This is a genomic window from Labrys monachus (assembly GCF_030814655.1).
Lineage (GTDB): Bacteria > Pseudomonadota > Alphaproteobacteria > Rhizobiales > Labraceae > Labrys > Labrys monacha.
In genome coordinates this window covers 2,671,979-2,691,478 of sequence record NZ_JAUSVK010000001.1, presented here as the reverse complement: position 1 = coordinate 2,691,478, position 19,500 = coordinate 2,671,979, and the positions used below count along the sequence as shown (strand labels likewise).

Below are 19,500 nucleotides of genomic sequence, written 5' to 3'. Positions count from 1 at the left end.
GCGCAAACCCGCTGCGGCCACGGTGAATCCGGACGCGGCCGCGGATCCGAGAGCACAGGGAAAGGGAAGAAGCACAGGGAAGCGCGCACAGGGTGCCGGCGCCGCTCGCAGGGGAGCGCGGAACCGTATCGCCGGTCTTCCGCGCGTCATGAAAAAGGGGGCAGACGGCGGCGGGTGCTGCCCGCGATGCCGTGCCGGTTGCCCGGCGTCGCCGCCGCGCCGATAGCCCGGCGCAAGGAAGCGTCGGCTGAACGTCAGCCGACGAAGAGGGGAACGCCCGTCCCGGGCGGGCGCCCGGCGTCCGGCACCGGGCCGTCAGGCGCCGTTGTCGAACTTGGCGATGGCGCCCTCGAGGACAGCGATGGCCTCGGCCACCGAATCGGCGCCGCCCTTCCTGAGGATGCCGAGCGCCTTCTCGACGGAATAGCGCGCACGCCGGCCCTTCGGCCCCGGGGCGCCCCTCGGCGGCAGATTGTCGTCCACCGCCCGGACGGCGGGGCCGTGAGCCCCCTTCTTCACCTCGGTGACCCGCGCCTGGATCACGCCGAACCAAGCCGCGATGTCGTTATCCTTGTCGCCGCGCGCAATCATGCCCAGGACGATGGAGGCGTCCTGGTTGGTCAGACCCGTTACAACTGCCATTTATTTTCCTTTGTCACCGGAGATGTCCGGCTTTTCCATGTACCTGCCCGCTCAGACGAGAGGGCCTCATTCCAGCGCGACGTCATCCGGCGTCTCGCCATACCGCGCCAAGACCACCGCGTCCTCGAAATCACCGAGGCTCGGATCGCCCGCACGCGAAAAGGCGATGGCCCCGGCATATTTGCCGATGGCGGCAGCCGCCCGGGACTTGGCCGCGCCGGCGCTCGGCGCTTCGGCCGCCTCACCGGAAACCAGATCCCCTTCATCGTTGCGGATGAACGGCAGCACCGCGTAATAGGTGACCTTCGCCATCTGATACCACTCCCGGTAGACACCTGCGCCTCGCCTCGTCCGTACGGGGCCGTTGCGGGGGACAATAGCCCCGGAAGAAGCACGGGTGCGCAGACCCGACACTCGGAACATCGATCCCGAGAGGAATGCCGCTCGAATATTTCTCAAGAAAAAAGCGCTGCAAGAAAAAGGCCGGACTTTCGCGCTATTTCCATAAATAAAATCCGGTGCGATCCTAGACGGGATACAGACCGATTGCAATGGCGAGCCGAGCCGCGCGACGATTTGAGCTTATCGGCGAGGGGGAGCCGGACTGGATTACACGGAAGACGGAGACCTCCGCGACACCGATGCGAAAACACGGACGCGACGAGGCCCGGGGCTTACCCTGCGGACTTGCCGGTGATCGACGGCCAAAAAGTGCCGACATGAAAGCAAAGCGGCACCGTCCGCCCGCCTCCCCAAGCCGGGGATCGGGCCGCCCGCGCCGTGGCGATTTGCGAAACGGGGGCGGGCGAAGCGCTTCAGCCCGGCATGGCCTCGGCGGAGGGCGACAGCGCGGGCAGGGCCGAGACGCGCCGCGCCTTCTTCGCCCGCCGGGCCGGCGCGCCGGAGAGGTCGAAGATCCCACGCCACATCATCTTCATCGAAGCGCTGCCGCTGGAGGGGGCGTGCCTCTCATAGGCAACCTCCTGGAATGCATCCAGCGCCCGGACATAGCGCGTGGCGAGCGGGTGGCTGCACGCCGCGAGCCTGCGGATCTCCTCTCCCGGCGTCATGCCGAGGCCGGCCGCAATCAGCTCGGCGCTGATCGCCGCCATCTCGACGCGCAACCCGCCATAGCGTTCCTCAACGCTTGATGCGTGGCGTTCGGCGGTATGGTCGGGCATATCGGTACCTGCAAAAACAGAAAATATTCGTCCCGGCCGCGCGATACTGACGCTGCGGCCGAAGGCGGGGGCGGAACAAACCCGCCGTCAACATTTTGTCACCTTACCTAAGGGAATCACACTTTGTCAACGGGAACGGCCGGGCCGCGCGAGCGTTCGGAAGGAGCGAGCTGCATCCGAAGCCCCGGTTGCAAGGGCAGCAGGCCCGGATGAGGCGAGGGCCAGCCGCATCGTCCTCACGGAAACGTTATTCCCCCCGGGAAACCCCTGTCCACGCTATCCGTTCCTCGAACGATACCCTGCGATCGCGCGTGCGGCGGCAGGAATATCGGCAGATCGTCATCGCGCATCGCGGCCGACGGCGCGCGGCGGCAAACCGGCACGGGAACGTTCATGCTCCTCTCGCGGTTATCCGGCTGGCCGATACGCGACCGCGGGGCGCCTCTCGATGCGGCGCCGCCTCTCTTCGTCCGGACACCTGTGCCGGAAGGGTGCCCCTACGCGCACCGACAGCCAGGCGCGCAATCTCGAAAGCGCCTGCGGGCCCGCGCAAGATGTCCCGCATGTGATCGTCGACCGACGAGGTAGGGAGGGAAAATGACCGACCGTGAAAAGCTTTCCGCAGCGGAAATCGAGCGCATATGCCTGTATGCGCTCCGAGCCTCACCTGGCCTTGCCGATATCGAGGAGGTCCGCGTCGGGCCGTTGAGCGATTCGTCCGGCTTCACGTGGAAATTGATTTCGATCACCCCCGTGCCGGAGCCCATCGCCTATGACAATGCGCTCCATGCCATCCGGCCGATCCAGGGAGCCTACGACCTCCTGGGGCAGGAACCGTGATGAAAGCCGTCGCGCTCCGAAAGCGAACGCCCAGTCGCGCCGGTATCGTCCGGCGTCAGGCCTGGGCTTGATCGCCTCGGCCGGGGCACCCTGCCCCGGCCGGGCTGCCGGCACGTCGAACGCCGCCCGCCGGCTCAGCGGTAGCATTCCGGCACCTCGTCCCCGCCGACGAAGGCGATGTCGCCATGGGGCCGTTCCTGCCGCGGCTGAAAACAGTCCGCCCGGCGTCCCTTCGCGAAAACGATGTGGGAAAGGTCGAGGGAATCGCCGAAGGCTTCTCCGGTGGCTTCGAGATACATGGTCCATCGGCGCCTGAATCGTTCCGTGAAGAGATCCGGATCCGATGCCCGGACCCGCGGCCACGCCTCGGCGAAATTCTTCCGCCACGCCTCCATCGTGCGCTGGTAGTGCGGCCAGAGATTCTCGACGTCGAGAAGCATGAGCCCGGCCTGGTCGAAAGCCCGCAGCGTATCGGGCAGGCTCGGCACATGGCCTCCCGGAAAAATATATTTGAGCGTCAGCAGGCCGGTCATCTGCCGGACCATCCAGCTCGTGGTGGAGACGACGCCGAGGCCCCCCTCCTTCAGAGAGGCCGCTATCGCCTCGGCCCACAGGCGGTATTGCTTCAGCTTGTAGCCGGCATGCTCCTGGACGCCGATGGAGACGAACCGATCGAAGCGGCCGGCCTCCCGCACGATGTCCCGGTGGTCGCCCTCCACCAGACGGATCTTCCCGTCCACGCCATGCCTTCGAAAGCGTTCGAGCATGTAATCATTCTGCCGTCGCACGGGGTTGTAGACGGTGACCTCGACGTCGTAGCGCTTCGTCAGATAGATCGGCAGGTAGCCCCAGCCTGCTCCGACATCGACCACCTTCATGCCGGGTTCGAGGCGCAGCTTGCGGCAGATATATTCGTAATTGTTGAATTTGGCCTGATCGAGGGTCTTCGTCTCGGGGGTCCACAGGCCTTCGGAATAGCCGACGGTGTGTCCCAGCATGGCTTCGAACAGCACCGGCGGCAAAGCGTAGTGAAAATCCGCATTGCGGGCCGCCTGCGCATGGTCATCGCCGTTCTGCCGCCATTCCTGTGCCTGTTGGCGCATCTCGATCAGCGGATTGCGCAGCATGCGGGCCCAGGACCGGGGCGAGGCGAGCGCGCTGGCGTGCCCCAGCCTGGCCAGCGTCGCGATCGGCTGGTCGCCTTCCAGGTCGACGTCGCCGCTGACGAAGCTCTCGAACAGGCCCTCGTAGAAGAACAGGAGCGTGTGCCATTCCCCGCGACGATTTCGAAACCTGACGGAGACCTCGTTCTGCTTTCGGCTCGGAGTGGTCCGGCAGACCGAACCATCCGCAAATTCGACGTCGAGTGCCGTATCCTTGGACTGCCCGCCGACCTCCTCGAAAATCTTTCGCAGCAACGATCGTGCGATCATGACTATCCCTCGCAGACAGCTATCCAGACCCGACTTGCAAAATGGACTCTCAAAATGTCTTCCGGATACAAGCCCTCATACTCGACACTAATGCATTGACTTGGCAGAAATCTTTCGATCAAGCCGCCAATCGCCCCGTCACCCGGGCGGCCTGCCGGCGCCGGGAAGCGGCGATCCTCTCCCGCGCGCTCACGATTCTGCGGCCTCCGACTGCTGGAGCCGTTCCCCCCAATCGCGCATGCTCAGCAGCACGGGCGCGAGCGACTGGCCGAGTTCCGTCAGCTCATATTCCACCTTCGGGGGAACTTCGGGAAACACCGTCCGCTTGACGATCCCGTCGGCCTCGAGCTCGCGCAGCTGCAAGGTGATCATCCGCGGCGTGGCCGAGGGCGTGACGCGGCACAGGGCGTTGAAGCGCAATTTGCCGTTCAGCAGATGGAAGACGAGGACAGGCTTCCAAACGCCCCCGATGACGGAGAGCGTCGCTTCGACCGCGCAGCCGGTGCGGCCGGCCTTGCGCTGCCTCGATCGGCGGGCGGCACTATCATCCATGATCCTACATGTCCCGTTTGTGCGTACTGCCAAAGTCCATCCTGCGCCGCTATGTTCCGGCCTGAAAGCGCAAATTCGCGAGCGGCCGTGACGGCCCGCGTCTCCGGAGGCACGCCATGGACGGCATCGAATATATCGGCCTCGTCGCCAGCAGCCTGGCGACGCTCGCCTACCTGCCGCAGGTGGTGAAGACGTGGCGCACCCGCAGGGCGAATGATTTCAGCCTGTCCACGCTGCTCATGATCGAGGCCGGCACCGCCCTCTGGATCTTCTACGGCGTGCTGCGGGGCGCCCCGGCGATCTGGCTCGGCAACGGCGTCACCTTCGCGCTCGCCGGTCTCATCCTGTCGATCAAGATGGAAAACGTCCTGTCCTGCAACAAGCGAACGCAACCATAGCGGATCATGCCGATGACGAAGGAAGACTTGCTGGCGCAGTATCGAGGCTACATCGACTGCCTGAACAGACGCGACTGGTCGCGCCTCGGCGATTATGTTGCCGACGATGCCCGGCGCAACGGCGAAGCGCTCGGCCTCGCAGGCTATCGCGGCATGCTCGAAGGCGACGTCGCGGCCATTCCGGACCTCCGGTTCACCATCGATTTCCTCGTTTGCGACCCGCCCTCCGTCGGCGCCAGGCTTCTGTTCGATTGCACGCCCATAGGCGAATTGTTCGGCCTGCCCGTCAACGGCAGGCGTGTCGCCTTCACCGAGAACGTCTTCTACCGGTTCAGCGGCGGAAGGATCCAAGCCGTCTGGTCGGTGATCGACCAGGCTGCGATCAAGGCGCAGCTTCAGCCCGGGGCGGATGAATGACCCGCTTGGGTGGGGCAGGAGCGGCCGGGATGAGACGCGGCCCTTCGTGTCTCCTGGGACCGCGGGCGTCTCGCCCGCCCTGGAAACGCCGCGCTCGCCGATTGAAACGTCGCACTTGGGGGTGGCAAGAGCGGACGAGACGCCCGCGCTCCCAGGGAAGAACACCAAACCGGCGACGACGCGGTTTGTCATCCCGGACGCGGTGCTGTCATCCGTGACGCATCGCAGATCCGGGATCGCGCGCAGAAGGAACCTCATCCTGCACGCGGTCCCGTGTCTGCACCGCACCCCTGCGGGGTGCCGTGCGCACGGGATGACGGATGATGGCTCTGCAGACATGCGTCTTCGTCGCCGCGCCCTGAGCGGGCCGGATTGTGCACGGGGAAGATCGGGGCGGCGACGGCTGGTCTCGTGTCAGCCGTGGTGCGGTATAGGATCGTGGTCGTGAGGAATCGTGGCCTGGCATGTTGTGCAAGGCCGCCGTCGCCCCTTTCCCGCCGGGCCAGACGCGCCAACAGGCAACGCGCCGGGGCTCGGCTCTTTCCCATCGATCCGGATCGGGCCTGCGGCCCAAACCCGGACTGCCGGACGGGAGGCATCGCCGGCGCCGGAGGGCACGGTTCCCTCCATCACCAGTCCTGCCGGACAGGCCACGCATCCCGACACGGCTTCCGGGCCAGGGAAGCCGATCGGCATGCGCAAGCCTCACCCACGGAACGGCGGGACAGGGGCCTTGGCGGACGGCTTATATCTTCGCCGCACCCCGCCGGCCGAACAGCCGGGTCCCCGTGCTGCTGCGGCCGCGGACGCTGCGGGCCGGGTTTGCCGGCCGCCGGCGTCCGACAAGGCGATCCGGCCTGGAAGGCCCACCCTCCCGTCCTTGCGGACGATACGGCGGACGGCCGGCGCCTCTCCTGTCTCGCGCGGGATCGAGGGCAGGCCCGAAGGCGGCCCGATCCCGGCAAGTTCCTCATCAAGCCCCGTGTACAGACCTGACGGCCGGGTGATCGCACACCCGGCGCTACCGGATGTCGGCGGTCCCGGCATTGCGCCTGAAGAAGACGCAATGGGGCGGTCTGCAGCGATCCCTCTCGGCGCCGGCCCCGTCCTGGTTTCCAAGCCAGGACGAAAATGGGAGGGCGCCTCGATGCGGATGGCGCGCCGCAGGCGAACCGGGATCGGCCGGAGTGGGTGGAAGGCACGGGACGGTATCGCGAACCTTGGCCCCGCCGCGCTTCATTCCAGGCAAAAGTAGGCCATGCGGAAAGGCAGATGTCAAGCTTTGTACATGTTTTGTTCGAGGCGATGCGATCCTGACCGTTCGGAGATGGACAATTGACGCCTGAGGAGCGCTTCGGCCACCTCTCGAATGCCCGCGACGTGAGGATGCCACGCGCCGACCGGCTCGCCGCTGCGACCGGATTTTCAATTCAACATATTGATATCAATGTAATTCTTCGATTCCTGACGTTTCGTCACCGAAGGTAGAACGCCGCCGTGCGAAAGTGGAAAACAGGCCTCGATCCGCGCGACCCGCCCTCGCCGCCGCGGCGGGCCGGTCACCGGTAGACGCTGCCATTATTGCGAGGGTGGTACTCGACGCCAAAGGGGCATGCGGAGTAAAGCAGGTCGTCGTGGCAATCCCGGAGGTCAGCGTTGACGGAAGAGTCCGAGCTTTTGACCGGCGACTGGCTTGGCACTTATTATTATCCGAGAACACTCGAGCCGGTGGCCTTCGAAGCCAGTCTGATCGAATTCGATGGCATTCTTACCGGTACGACCAGCGAGGTTTTCCCTCTTCCATCGCACGGCGAGCGGAAAATACAAGGACATCTCGACGGCGAACGGTCGGGTGACGCCGTGCGTTTTTCCAAGGTCTATGTGGGCGCATCGGGACCGCATCGCCGAGAAATCTTCTATGCCGGCACGATCTGGGATAGGAGCACACGCATAGAGGGCACCTGGACACTCGCGAACAGCTGGTCCGGCGTTTTCAAGATGACACGCATTCGGCAGAAGCAGGCTTCGTTCCGCCGCCGGTTGTTCGAGGAGATCAAGGCATAAGCCATGCCGCATCGGCGTTGCCGAGCTGCTCGACCATGCCTGTGCGCTCGGCCTGGAGGGGCATCATCGATTACGGGGACAGTTTACTAATTAGCCGATTCCAGCTATGATAATAGTATGGGTCGCATCGCTCGTCTCGTGGTTCCCGACGCCGTTCATCACCTCACGCAGCGCGGCAATCGGCGCGAGAGAGTGTTCTTCGGCGATGACGACTATCGGGCCTACGTGGATCTCTTGCGCCTCTACGCCCCGAAATCCGGCACGCGTGTGGTCGCCTGGTGTCTCATGCCCAATCATGTGCATCTTCTCGTCATCCCCGACGCGGCTGGCGGCCTGCGGGCCTTGCTTGGCGAAGTGCATCGCCGCTACACGGCGCGCATCAACGCCCGCAACCGCTGGACCGGACACCTATGGCAGGGACGCTTCGGCTCGGTGGCGATGGACGAGGACCACTTCGCGCATGCCCTACGCTATGTCAGCCTCAACCCGGTGCGCGCCCGACTCGTCGCCAAGGCCGAGGAGTGGCCCTGGTCGAGCGTCCGCGCCCATCTCAGCGGCGAGAGCGACGGCCTGACCGAACTCGCCCCGGTGCTCGACCGCTTCCCGCACTTCGCTGATCTCCTCGGCAGCGAGGAGGACGAGGCAGCGGCCAACGCTCTTCGCCTCGCCGAGTCCACCGGACGGCCGCTCGGAGCGGCCGCCTGGGTCGCAGATTTGGAGGCCCGCACAGGCCGGCCGCTGCGACCGCGGAAACGTGGCCCGAAATCAAAACTCATTAAGTAAACTGTCCCCGTAATACCCCCCGTAATACCGCACTGGGGCTGGAGCACGCAAGATCTGGCCCGCGAGGCGGCGGTCGGCGTCAACACCGTCAACCGTTTCGAGGCGGGCCAGGACGCGCGCGTCAGCAGTGTGGACAAAATGCGATCGGTGATGGAGGCGGCCGGCGTGATCTTCGTCCCCGAGAACGGCGAGGGGCCGGGCGTGCGGCTGCGCAAGACGGTCGCCGATATCACATTCAGGGTGACGCTGTAGCCGCGGCCGACCCGCTCGGGCCGCGCCGAGCTAACCTGGAGCGATCGAGGCCGCTAATCGCGTAGCCCGCACCAATTACACTTTTTCTGGCGCGACCGCTGCGTCATAGATCATCGGCAAAATGCACTCGGCGATTAAGTCTGTCACTAAGGCCGCTTCAGGTGTGTCCTCTGCGGGAACGCCTTGCATCAAACCATGAGACGGATCTGCCGGCCACGGTGCTTCTGCGTCAAGCGGGGCGTGAACTAAAGATAACACTACCGCCCGTTGAGCGTTCTCATTGATATAGCGCGTGGTATGGCCGACGTTGAGAGCTACAAGCTTTCCTGTCTTTGCATAAGTTAACCTCGCCACCGCTCTAATACTGGCAACTTGGTTCTCTGTAGGAGCATCAAACCACTCCATCCAGTTCACAGAAGAAGCATTATTGTCTCTTGGGCGCGCTAGAAAGCCTTCACCGTTCACGATGCCGTCTTGTATGTGCCTAGGTGCGATATACCTGAGCACATGATCTGCTTCCGGCATGACTTTTCCGGGTTCCGGCAAAGGTTTATCAACCAAGAAGGAGCTCCGTGGCTCCAGTTTCGTGAATTATAGCGAGTATATTAGTCCGCGCGCCAACGCCAGCCTGACGCAGTATATTCTGATGCTCCCTTTGATATTTAAAGATTACAAACTGAATTTGGCCACCTCCCAAAAATTGCAACCCTATTTGCTCACGTTGCTCGCTTTTCCAGAGAGCGCGGAGGTTTCCATTGTCGTTTAAGAAGAGCGACGGGCGGGCGGTAGGCCGAACAGATCGCATGAAAGCAAGAAATTCAGAATGCGATGCCTCAGAGAACGGAACGCTATCAATTTCCGCCTCAACTCGCAGAAACTGTATACGCTTCAAAAGCTCAAGCTGCCTACGCGCGTGGGCGGCCATCGCCGATTTTTCCCTCGTTTGGAAAGGGGCGAGTTGATCGATCGTCACCGTTGAAGCGGTCGTGTTCGCTTGTGTCACGACAGCTTGTCTGCGGCTTTGCGCAGGCGGCGCCCTGTCGACAAAACTATCTGTCGGCACGTATAGCGAAACGTCGGGAGGAGGGGCGAAGGCGGTAGCCGAGGATAGGTCGCTAAACATGCCGAATCACACCGGTTGCCAATGGTCACGTTGAATATCGGGATTTGTCATGGCCGTAAAGCATTGGCCTATCATTTCGTGCGCTTTAATATACCAACCATCGGCCGTAACTTTAGTTGCTGTTCCTAATGCGCCGATTGCACGCAATTCGAACACTAGAACTGGCACACTAGCATCTGTAATTTTTCGTCCACTTCGTACGGAGAGGTTCAACGTTAAGTCCGTGTCCAATCTATAAGCTGTCACGTAATTAAAGTCTGGAGCACCTTCGACATTAACACCTAAATGCGGGATTGACATACTAGATATCAATCGAGATGTATCAAAGCTATTTTTCCAATACTCATTTTTCTCAATCAAATTGCTATATGTCAGTTCAGAAATCTGGATATTTACTGACTCTATTGCCAGTTCCCTCTTGAGGAATTCTAAGTAAATAGAAAAATATTTATCAAAGAAAGATTTAACAACGCCATAATGTGGATATTCCCCACTCCCCTTGCGCCAATTAACAATGAAGGCATTCTTCTGAATTTGAATTAACATAGATTCGTCTTCTGACAAAAGCCAGAAACGAGGCATAGGATAGGGCTCATTAGTTAAACCAAACTGAAATGAGATATTTGGTGCAGATATTGGAAGGGATAGTTCGGGCTGCTGCTGTATCTTTGGAAAATCGCTACGCACTTCAGCCCAAAAAAGACCTACGTGCTCAGAATGAAGCTGGAGTATCGGCTGATCAAAATACGCCCCGATGATCAATTCATTGATCGGAGCGTTTTTATATTTCAATTGCATAAAGATCATCCTTTGCCACTACCAGCAGCTCTCATTCGCAGGCCGTCCTTCGCTTGCGACCAATGATACACTTTGTGCGTGGTGGCTCACAACAAAACGGAAAACAAAATTAAGGGGCGACCTAAGCGGCCTGAGGCGGCCTGCTGTCACCTGCGCAGCAACGGCGCCAAGAGCTGAGCCAGGCGCTCCGCGCGAGCCTCCTCAGCGTCTATGATCTCGTTGAAGGTTGGATGGTGCGCGGGCCCGTGGAAATGGATCAGGAACCAGGCGACGGCGCCTCCCAAGACGATGATTGCCCCGCCGCAGCCGACGGCGCTGGCGGCAGCGACTTCCCAAAAGCTCAACATCGGTTCCCCCATCTTTATGGACGGCCGCCGGTCAAAGCGTCGGTTCGAAGGCGCCGTTTTGCCGATTGTGCTCACGGCCTCGGGCCTTAGATGCCACAATGAATCAAGCCAAACTGCTGTCAATGCCGCCTGAGTCGGGCAGCGGATGGCCTGTCCACGACGGGCCAAATCGGTGCTGCCCTGGTGCTGCCCCGGCCAAACGGCAACCCGCCGCTCTGTCGTGCTGCCGTCATAACTATTTGATTTTTAAGGGAAAAATGGTGCTGCAAGAGAGGATTGAAATCGGCAGCACCGCGAACATGCTATTGTTTTTACTTGAGAATTTTGAGCCGCGACGGCTCTCACTGTACCAATCTTCTGGACCAACGCAAGTAGGCTTTGGAGGCCCTTCGTGGGTCCCCATTTTGGCCTAAAGGTGCCCTGCGACAACTGCGATAAGCATCGCAGCGGGGACGAAGATCACCTGAGCGACGATGGTTCCCGCAACGCGCGTTCCCGCAAGCCAGACGACTGCGCGGCGAAATGAAGCTTCGGTGGTCCGCCCTTCGACAACATCGTCTGTCATTATTGATAGGTGCGGATCGATGAACACGAACAGGGCAATCGTCGCAAAGCCATTGATGACGGACGACAGCGTGCTGGCGGTGACTCGATAGGCCGGATTGAGCGAACCGGCATAGAGAGCCGCAAAGACCGCGACGGTGATCAGAGCCTGGGCGGTAATGTTTAGGATGATGACCGACGACGAAATCTCCGAGCCGCTGCGCATGTCCTCCAGATGGGGTGCCGAGGGAATTGTTACGGCGTCTCGGATGTAGGAAAGGCCTCCCCTAGCGAACCCGCGAAGGAGCAGCTGGGGAATGGATCGATTGACCTGGAAGTGCCTTACGGCCTGGCTGAAGATGCGCTGAAACGTTGACACGGCGATTGTGCCGACAACAGTAGCCAAGGTTGCAGAGAACAGGAGCCACCCAAAATCCGCCAACAGGTGATTGGGAATACCACCCTGCAACGTGGCTTCGATGCGCTTGGCGAAGAATGGTCTCTAAAACGAGTTGGACGTCAGCGAGACAAGAACCAATACGTTGAAGAGAACAAACGAGATGGCAATCCGACTAGTCCTGACGCCCTCAATTCGTACAGCGTAAACGAACGTACCGATGAGGTGAATGTATGCATCACATTGTAAAGCGGAAGGCCCCGGCAAGAGCGTATGGCGCGGCAACGGCTCATCAAATCAATTCTCGGCTGAGACCAGCGAGGAGGCGAAGCTGGTACAGTAGGCAGGAGAGATGGATAGCACGCTTCGCCTTACTCCCCCTGCCATTTTCGGTTGACCAAAGGCACCTCTTAATGAAGTTGGGAATTTCAATGACGTCGCCAACTTTGCGCAGGTGCGCCCTATAGCCGAAAGCCACTCGCCAACCGGCAGCCGGCAGCCGGCAGCCGGCAGCCGCAATCAAATATCTGCACTATAAAGGATTAGATAGTATATCTTCAACCATCTCCGCCACCATTTCGGGGAAAGACTCCTCAATGCAACGATGTGCACGATTGATAGTAGGCCACAGCGCGTCACCCTTGTTGCCTTGGGAAAGTGATACCCAGTGCGTTGGAAAATACCTCACCAGCATTCCAAGCACAAATGCGATTATATACATCATGCATAATTGGGAATACCGTTTGCCATTAGGCATGGGCGCCACCAAAAATAGATTTGGAATTGTTCCAAACGTCTTATGTAGATATGAATGGAGAAATTGAGGAATATTCTCATTTGTCAGATCCGAATTGCTATCTATAATTATAATATTACCAGCCTCTTGAAATGAATATCCCATGGAATAATATTCATCCTGAAAATTTTTGAAGGTTTTAGCTTGAACCTTTATGTTTATACCTTTATTTGGTTCGTAATTCATATCGTTTATGTCAGAATAGAGAAGTTTTTCTCCCAGAATTTCGTGCTCCTTTCGAAGATCCGGCATGCGTCGTGTGATTTCTCCAAATGAGAATTCGTCCCCTATGTCCACTCTTGGGTACTTCAATCTCCAATCCACAGCGCTTGAGTTGACGTGGATCGGAATGCGACTTTGTGTATGCTCAGCGAAATCGGAAAACAGCCCAGAACAAGTACGAATCTTTAGCCCGTACAGGGCGGCTATACCGACAGATAGCTCGCCAGAAAGCTGATTGCTCCAGTCAACCGTCTCAAGTCCATGACCCTTGCTAAGGCCCTCTTCGCCGCCATCTCGTCTAAGAAGCAACGTTAGCGCTCGTGCGAGACTGGCGACGCCGTAAAACGTCAGTAACGGCTTGACAGAATTGGCAGAAGAATTCGAATTTCTGAAGAACTCACGAGACTGTGCAGCCGCAGCAGTAATCTCCTTTGCACGGCGTGCATTCAATTCACGGCCATGAATCTTTTTGAACCACATCGAAACAAGATCACGGCTCTCGAACGACAGGAGTTGTTGCCAAGTTTCTTGTTGCATCGTTGCTGGCACTCTCGGCTAAATCAGCTTGCAGACGTTAAAATGGTGGACGACCCGCAAGGATCGAAGGCTAAATTTGCTCTTTCCCTTCTGCGGCGTTTCTTGCCGGTGGTAAGGTCTACGCCCTCCGGAAAGTCTTCTTTGCGGAATGATATAAATCTTCACAATCGCTCAGAGTGAAGCGTCCATATATTAGATCGGTGCCGCCGGGATGGCCCACGCCGCAAGAGCGCCGCGAGTTCAGCAGAGCCGCCCGCATGCTATTGATTTTGACAGGCAAATTCTCGGCCCAACAATTGGCACCGTACCAAACTTCCGGACACGTGCAAAAACAAGTAGGCTGCCTTCCGAACGGCTGCTTAGAACAACGTCAAGTGGTTTTCTTAGAAGTGGTGTCGATGATTGGCTTAGCCCTTGGCGTGCTGCTCGTTTGATTTTGGCCGGCGCTAGCAACTGGCTTGGGCATAGGTACGCTAATTCTCGGTGCCGGTATCAATTGGCTGTCGGCAGCGACCCAGCACTTTGTGTCCGTATCCTTATTTGCCACTATTTCCCCCTCTATTTTCACCCGAAGCGCTGGTAGGCTTGCTGCTGCTAGACGGAGAAGCGGCCTGTTGAGGCGCAGTCGGGCGTTTGGGCATCGGAACGTTTGCTCGCGTTACCTGTAGCAAAGTACTGCTCTCCTCAAGATAGCGAGGCTTTTCCTTATCACTTGTCATTGTTTTCTTTCCCGCTTGCGGCTGCCTTTGGTTTCACATCATCAGGGATTGGAGGGGGAGAGGCCGCGCCGGACGGCATAGGAATGGAAAGTTTGGGCGAGCCGACAAGGGTGCTCCTTCGCAATTCCCCCCATCGGGCTGCCTTATGAAGGTCTGCGCCTTCAATCCTCTTTGTCATCTGCTATCCCTCCACTAAATATTGCACTTTAAAATAGGTAGCCGCATCCTCTTCCGCCAGGGACTGGCGTTTGTCATTGACCGGCAAGCCATCTGGAAAACATTTGGTCTCATGATCGTGTAGCAACCTAGACAGTCTGCGCCATCTCTCCATGATGTCAGGAGCAGGGACCTTCCCAGCGTAAATTTCATACCATTCAAACTCCGCGTCGATTAGGATTTTCTCGACCGAAGATACGAACTCACTCGCTAGATGGCGATTCTTGACCTGAGGAAGATAATCTTTAGCAGCATCTAGAACTTGTGTTGCACCGACTACCACCCCCCATACGATAGCATACTCCTTCCATATAATCCAAGCACCAATCGTTGCACTTGTCGCAACTGCCTTGAACAACCCTATCGATCTTATCCACTGTGAATGCTCATCTCTATACCTCCGTACATAACAAGCGACTATCTTCACAAGAACGAGTTGATTCCAATAGCGCTGCTGTTCACTGTGTCCATTGTCATTCATCTTATTAGCCGCCGGATTATTTAAAAATTGGACTTAGCGTACCTTATATCTTTTGCGAAGTAAAAAATCGCCAAATATTAGATTTTGTCGCTGGTCTAGGAAGAAGGCCACCACCTGCCTGCCAATATAGACTGCCAAACACTGAAAGCCTGGTAGCTTGACGTATGTAGCAGCCTTCGTCTTGAGCGTCACGTCTCCACAGTCCCTGGAAGGGCTCGGGTATGAAGACGTTAGGACCGCCCTCTAGCGCGTCGAAATGTTTTGCCGGAAAAATCTGAGACATGACCTCGACGGAGATGAACGCGCGTTCCCCCGTGCCCCCACCTGCGGTATCATGGACAGTAACCCGCGCGACACGGCGGACGGTTTGCCGGGCAGACGCGGACGTGCTGCTAGGTGGCCTTCAGGCAGGACGAAGACGAGGGGACGCCACCACCCCAACCTTTAGCGGGTAGCTACTGCCATGAGCGAAGAATGCCGAGCACCTCGGGAAGAATAATGAGATGCGCCTCTTCGCGGATCAGGCCCTTGATTTGGTAGAGGCTCTCATAGTTGGTCATCTTATGCCTGACATGGCTGTCGATGGTAATCCCCACGGCGCGCCCTATCGGGGTTTTCGTCTACCATGGGCGTCAGGCCACTTGGCGTGCAATCGTTTCCTTGGTCTCTTCAGGGCAATGGGAATGCCGCTGCCGCATGTGCAGTAGCACCTCATCAATGGTGAAGCGCTTCGATGTTCCGCCCTTCTTCGCCATCGTTACAGCTTCCGCCCCAGGCTATCCCCTGTCGCTACCGAGCCGCTTCAGTTCCTCCAGAAGCCCGTTCGCGAACGCTGCGCCAGCCCCTAGCACCACCTAGAGCGGCACCCCAATGGCTGTGCCCAGGGCGGCAATTCCCGCGCTCTGACCACCATCAAGCGCGATGCCTAACCCAGCGCCCACGAGACCAGCACTAGCCGAGCGGCTCCGATTGCCCAGCCGACTTCCTTTACCTTCGCCGCTATAATGCGCGTGGCAGGCCACACGACCTTGGCCGATGCGGTGAGCGCTATCGCCGCCTTGGCCTTTCCTGCTCGCGTCCTATCGCTGTCTCGTATCGCCAGCAATTGCGAGGCCCACGCCTGAAGCGCAAGCCGCTCTTCGTCGGTTGCCTTCTCTACCACCAGGAAGGCGAGCGCCCGCTGGCCCGTGTCAGCGCCGTTGGCGTGGCTAGGCGTTGTGCTGTCGTCCGTGAATGTCGGCGCCCAAGCCGCCTGTAGTATTGACGGAGCATAGCACGGGGAAAGGGAGGAGCCCAACCCAGACGCTCGTCCGCAGGGGTATACCGCAACGGACACTCGGATGTGTGGGTTAGGGGTTGTACGCTAGGGTTGACTTCCATCTACGGACATGCATTTCTACGGACAGTACCCTTTCGTACATCAGTTGGAATGTTCGTCACCATGTCTCGCACCGTCCTTTACGCCCGCGTCTCGACCACCGAACAGAACATCACCCACCAGCGCACCCAAGCCGAACAGGCAGGGTTCAAGGTCGATGAGGTTGTTTCGGATGATGGCGTATCCGGTATTGCCACTACGCTCATGGAGCGCCCTCAGGGCCGCAGGCTGTTCGACATCCTCCGTGCGGGCGACACCCTAGTGGTGCGCTGGGTAGACCGTCTCGGCCGCAACTATCAGGATGTCTGCGACACTATCCGAGAGTTCATGCGTCGGGGAGTTGTCATCCGGACGGTTATCAATGGACTGACCTTCGACGGAGCTACGAAAGACCCCATGCAGCAAGCCGTCAGGGATGCCCTCATCGGCTTCATGGCGGCCCTTTCGCAGGCCCAGGCGGAAGCTACCAAGGAAGCCCAGAAGGCCGGTATAGCAGCTGCCAGGGCCAAGCAGGAGGCAGGTGAGAAGGGAGCATATCTTGGGCGCAAGCCGAGCTTCAGCCGGGAGCAACTGACGACCGTCCGGGATATGCTGGCAGGCGGAGCGGGCACGTCGGAGATTGCCAGGGCTGCCGGTTTGACGCGGCAGACGGTTATCAGGGTGAGAGAGGAGCCCGCGAAGGCGGAAGATTCGTTGGCCGCTTGGGGGCTGTGAGGAAGCCCTGACATGACCTTCTAACGCCATGTAAGATAAACGGTGTACCCATCCGTATAATTGTCGGAGCCGCCGACACTTCGCCTATGCATGCCGTCTCTCCTGTCGGGATGATATTTCTTGTATATCGCCTTCCCAGCTGGCTGCTTGATCTGCGCCTGCAGGTACTCTTCAATACCGAGCGCATCTTCCCGTTTTAGATCCTGAATGAGGACTACAAAGTGGGGATACTGGAGCACCTTCGCATCGCGATAAGCACGACGGCGCTGATCAGATTGCGCCGTAATTCCAATTATACACTCGTCGACAGCGCTAGATTTGCAGATAGACTCGACCGTATCCAGGACATATCTGTACTTTCCATAATTCAGTGTCATGCGCACGGCGCTCCTACCCCTAGTCGTATTTGTTTGACGGTAGTTTCAGCAACTGACTTTGGCCGTCAAGACTAAGACGGCGACAGAGCGCTTGTGGAGCGGAGAACCGAGGTCGGCGTGCCTCAATTTCCGAAAAACTGACTACTGACGGGCGTAACAAACAAGCCATCACGCGTCCCCCCGACGGATGGCCAAGGTTCCCCCAGCGGCCCAGCGCGATGAGAGGTGGGCGGCAAACATTACGCCATTTTAAGTTGAGCAAATCACGAACGGTATCGCCGAAGGGCGCCTCAACGCGGGCACTCAGCGACGAGCTATCGTGCTCTAATCGGTTTCCAATGACGGCGTTCTCAGCGCCGATAATTCCAACGTGGTCATGAGAGAGACGGCGTCCCCGTTTGGTCCTCGCTGAGCGCGCCTGCGAGGGTTGCATCCGACTCCTGGTGCTGGCGGCAGCCCGGCGCGCGCAATTGCCCCTCACTCTAGGATACGCACACTCCCTGGGCAGGCCATCGCGGTTGTCATGCCCGATAAATGGGTTTGCCTAATTTTTGGGCGCCCATCTGTTTGCGTGTCCCCGCGTCCGGCATTCGTCTCCACGCGGTCGAATTGCCCCCACACTGCAATCACAAATCCAAATCGCGACCATCGCTCGGCTACTCGCGCTGCGTGCCGTGCTGCCGTTTATCAGCATCAAGGAATATCGAACGTGACCATCGCTACCGAACAACTCATCTCCATTCTTTCTATGGGCTTTACTCATGACGAAAGTGCCGCGTACCTCGGCATGGGCATCTCACCATGACTAGATTATCGCATCGCCTCTGCGCCGTCCCCGGCTGCACCCTCGACGCCCACGGTCACGGCCGCTTCTGCAATGCCCACAGCACCGCCTATCGTCGCCACGGCGCGCCCACGCAGAAGGGCGTCACCGCATCCGAGCTTCGGCCATATCTCAAGCTGGTGGACCAGCGCATCGCCCGGAACCGCGAGAGCCCCCTATGGCCCGCCCTCGATGCACGCTGGCGTGTCCTTCTCGCCGACGCCAAGGCCCTCGCTGAGCGCGGCACACCGCAATATCGATACCAGCGGGAAGCGGCTCGAGCCGTGGTGAAGCTGGCCGATAGTGGCATCGAGCCACGGGACATCGTCCGTACCGTGCTCGCCCTGTACGTCATGGAGGGCAATGAGGGTCGCCGCTTCAAGGATGACAGGGCTTTCCAGTTCCAGATGGTGCGCCGTGTCCGTCTCCTCTCCGAAGTCAACGTCGGCAGCTACCACAACCATGCCACGGGCAAGACCAAGCGCGTCTATCGAGACCTCGCTCCCCGCATCGTCCTCTGCCTCGCCCAATGGCTGGCCACGGCGCTGGGGGCGGCCGGCGTCTGGATGGCGAAGCTGGAGAGGGACCAGAACGAGGCCACGCAGCAAGCTCAAGAGGACGTGCGAACGGCACTCCGGGGGCTGCAGTGAGCATGCTCTATACGCAAGAGGTCTTTGACCGGAAGACCGGGGAAATGATCCTGGTCGACGCCGGGGAATGGATGACCATCTCTGAACTGGGAGAGCGCCACGGCGTTGGCCCGAGGAAGGCCCGCGAGGTTCTCCGCGAACTTGATGTTGTCACCATGGCTGGCGGTGGCGGTACCCAGCGACACCACTTCGCGCCCTGGTTCCTTGAACGCGACTTCGGCAAACGTCACCCGCCGACCAAGGCAAGACCGTACCCCTTCGACGTGATAGGCCCGATGGGCCGGGAATGGATCGAGGAGCGGTGGGCGGACGCCCTCAACAGTGTCGAGACCAAGGCTTCATCTCCCGTGGTCTCAGCGGCGAAAGCCGCCCTTCACGATTTCGTGGTGACGCGAAAGCGTGAAACCATGCCCATCATCGAAATGGTCTATTGGCTCTGTGACCATTTCCCTCAACTTTCTCAGGCTGAAATGGGTCTTGTCATTGGTGTCTCTCAGCCCATGGTCTTCCGCTATACGACCCTTCGGGACAAGCAAAGGACCGAAGCCAAGGCTCGGAAGAGGGCGCTGCTGAAGGAAGGTAACGGGAAGGTAGCGTACTTCGCATGGGCGGAAGGCGCCCCCTCGCCAGCGCGATATGAGAGACAACTCTGAGTGCTTGTCTATTACACAAGTCCATAACCTGTCGAAAAATGACTTATCGCCCCTCCCGCTGGTGTCGCAACCGCTTTCCAAGCATTGCGCCTCGTTTCGAGATGGTCATCAAACGAGAGAGGAACGCTCAGACGCGCAAGCGTTCCGATGCCATTACCATGACC

General features: G+C 59.3%; 21 protein-coding genes and 1 pseudogene. 8 read left to right on the top strand and 14 right to left on the bottom strand.

The window, feature by feature from the left end:
* Positions 1-315: 315 nt before the first annotated feature.
* From J3R73_RS12165 to J3R73_RS12155, 3 genes are all read right to left on the bottom strand, one after another.
* On the bottom strand, positions 316-642 hold the full coding sequence (locus J3R73_RS12165; RefSeq protein WP_307426884.1) for a hypothetical protein: 327 nt from the start codon (positions 640-642) through the stop codon (positions 316-318).
* Positions 643-708: 66 nt separating this feature from the next.
* The gene (locus tag J3R73_RS12160) at positions 709-954 is read right to left on the bottom strand and encodes a hypothetical protein (RefSeq protein WP_307426882.1); all 246 of its coding nucleotides are present in this window, start codon (positions 952-954) and stop codon (positions 709-711) included.
* A 503-nt stretch (positions 955-1,457) separates the two neighbouring features.
* Entirely contained in the window at positions 1,458-1,823 is a 366-nt protein-coding gene (locus J3R73_RS12155; RefSeq protein ID WP_307426879.1) for a hypothetical protein, read from the bottom strand.
* Positions 1,824-2,420: 597 nt separating this feature from the next.
* Here J3R73_RS12155 and J3R73_RS12150 point away from each other — a divergent pair.
* The gene (locus tag J3R73_RS12150) at positions 2,421-2,663 is read left to right on the top strand and encodes a hypothetical protein (RefSeq protein WP_307426877.1); all 243 of its coding nucleotides are present in this window, start codon (positions 2,421-2,423) and stop codon (positions 2,661-2,663) included.
* 134 nt (positions 2,664-2,797) lie between these two features.
* On the opposite strand, the gene J3R73_RS12145 is transcribed toward J3R73_RS12150, so the two are convergent.
* Both J3R73_RS12145 and J3R73_RS12140 read right to left on the bottom strand, forming a co-directional pair.
* On the bottom strand, positions 2,798-4,096 hold the full coding sequence (locus J3R73_RS12145) for an SAM-dependent methyltransferase (protein ID WP_307426874.1): 1,299 nt from the start codon (positions 4,094-4,096) through the stop codon (positions 2,798-2,800).
* 189 nt (positions 4,097-4,285) lie between these two features.
* Positions 4,286-4,648, bottom strand: a complete 363-nt coding sequence (locus tag J3R73_RS12140; protein ID WP_307426872.1) for a winged helix-turn-helix transcriptional regulator — start codon at positions 4,646-4,648, stop codon at positions 4,286-4,288.
* A gap of 116 nt (positions 4,649-4,764) precedes the next feature.
* On the opposite strand from J3R73_RS12140, the gene J3R73_RS12135 reads away from it, so the two are divergent.
* The 4 genes from J3R73_RS12135 to J3R73_RS12120 all read left to right on the top strand — a co-directional run bounded on the left by J3R73_RS12135 (position 4,765) and on the right by J3R73_RS12120 (position 8,310).
* Positions 4,765-5,046 (top strand): SemiSWEET family sugar transporter, encoded by a 282-nt coding sequence (locus J3R73_RS12135; protein WP_307426869.1) that lies wholly within the window; start codon positions 4,765-4,767, stop codon positions 5,044-5,046.
* A gap of 12 nt (positions 5,047-5,058) precedes the next feature.
* Positions 5,059-5,463 (top strand): ester cyclase, encoded by a 405-nt coding sequence (locus J3R73_RS12130; protein WP_307426866.1) that lies wholly within the window; start codon positions 5,059-5,061, stop codon positions 5,461-5,463.
* Positions 5,464-7,119: 1,656 nt separating this feature from the next.
* Entirely contained in the window at positions 7,120-7,527 is a 408-nt protein-coding gene (locus J3R73_RS12125) for a hypothetical protein (protein WP_307426863.1), read from the top strand.
* A 117-nt stretch (positions 7,528-7,644) separates the two neighbouring features.
* The gene (locus J3R73_RS12120; protein WP_307426860.1) at positions 7,645-8,310 is read left to right on the top strand and encodes a transposase; all 666 of its coding nucleotides are present in this window, start codon (positions 7,645-7,647) and stop codon (positions 8,308-8,310) included.
* Between the two features lie 327 nt (positions 8,311-8,637).
* Here the strand turns inward: J3R73_RS12120 and J3R73_RS12115 are convergent, their stop codons facing one another.
* The 8 genes and pseudogenes from J3R73_RS12115 to J3R73_RS12080 form a co-directional block, all read right to left on the bottom strand.
* Complete coding sequence (locus tag J3R73_RS12115; RefSeq protein ID WP_307426858.1) at positions 8,638-9,123, bottom strand: hypothetical protein; 486 nt, start codon at positions 9,121-9,123, stop codon at positions 8,638-8,640.
* Positions 9,124-9,691: 568 nt separating this feature from the next.
* Positions 9,692-10,483, bottom strand: a complete 792-nt coding sequence (locus J3R73_RS12110; protein ID WP_307426855.1) for a TIGR04255 family protein — start codon at positions 10,481-10,483, stop codon at positions 9,692-9,694.
* A 146-nt stretch (positions 10,484-10,629) separates the two neighbouring features.
* Positions 10,630-10,830: a hypothetical protein gene (locus J3R73_RS12105; protein WP_307426853.1), complete on the bottom strand. Its 201-nt coding sequence runs from the start codon at positions 10,828-10,830 to the stop codon at positions 10,630-10,632.
* Between the two features lie 409 nt (positions 10,831-11,239).
* Positions 11,240-12,037 (bottom strand): annotated as a pseudogene (locus J3R73_RS12100) (lipid II flippase Amj family protein).
* Positions 12,038-12,302: 265 nt separating this feature from the next.
* Positions 12,303-13,337, bottom strand: coding sequence for a YaaC family protein (locus tag J3R73_RS12095; protein WP_307426850.1), 1,035 nt, complete (start codon positions 13,335-13,337; stop codon positions 12,303-12,305).
* 888 nt (positions 13,338-14,225) lie between these two features.
* Positions 14,226-14,741 (bottom strand): hypothetical protein, encoded by a 516-nt coding sequence (locus tag J3R73_RS12090; protein ID WP_307426847.1) that lies wholly within the window; start codon positions 14,739-14,741, stop codon positions 14,226-14,228.
* 455 nt (positions 14,742-15,196) lie between these two features.
* Complete coding sequence (locus J3R73_RS12085) at positions 15,197-15,349, bottom strand: DUF2293 domain-containing protein (RefSeq protein WP_307437302.1); 153 nt, start codon at positions 15,347-15,349, stop codon at positions 15,197-15,199.
* Positions 15,350-15,373: 24 nt separating this feature from the next.
* Positions 15,374-15,496 (bottom strand): hypothetical protein, encoded by a 123-nt coding sequence (locus J3R73_RS12080; RefSeq protein ID WP_307426844.1) that lies wholly within the window; start codon positions 15,494-15,496, stop codon positions 15,374-15,376.
* 686 nt (positions 15,497-16,182) lie between these two features.
* On the opposite strand from J3R73_RS12080, the gene J3R73_RS12075 reads away from it, so the two are divergent.
* Positions 16,183-16,833 carry a recombinase family protein gene (locus tag J3R73_RS12075; protein WP_307426841.1) on the top strand — a complete coding sequence of 217 codons (651 nt, stop codon included), beginning with the start codon at positions 16,183-16,185 and terminating at the stop codon, positions 16,831-16,833.
* 20 nt (positions 16,834-16,853) lie between these two features.
* Here the strand turns inward: J3R73_RS12075 and J3R73_RS12070 are convergent, their stop codons facing one another.
* Positions 16,854-17,210 (bottom strand): hypothetical protein, encoded by a 357-nt coding sequence (locus J3R73_RS12070; protein WP_307426839.1) that lies wholly within the window; start codon positions 17,208-17,210, stop codon positions 16,854-16,856.
* 801 nt (positions 17,211-18,011) lie between these two features.
* Between J3R73_RS12070 and J3R73_RS12065 the strand changes: the two genes are divergently transcribed.
* Together J3R73_RS12065 and J3R73_RS12060 are read left to right on the top strand one after the other, a co-directional pair.
* On the top strand, positions 18,012-18,683 hold the full coding sequence (locus tag J3R73_RS12065; protein WP_307426836.1) for a hypothetical protein: 672 nt from the start codon (positions 18,012-18,014) through the stop codon (positions 18,681-18,683).
* Entirely contained in the window at positions 18,680-19,336 is a 657-nt protein-coding gene (locus J3R73_RS12060; RefSeq protein ID WP_307426833.1) for a hypothetical protein, read from the top strand. The genes J3R73_RS12065 and J3R73_RS12060 overlap by 4 nt, the downstream gene beginning before the upstream one ends.
* Positions 19,337-19,500: the final 164 nt, after the last annotated feature.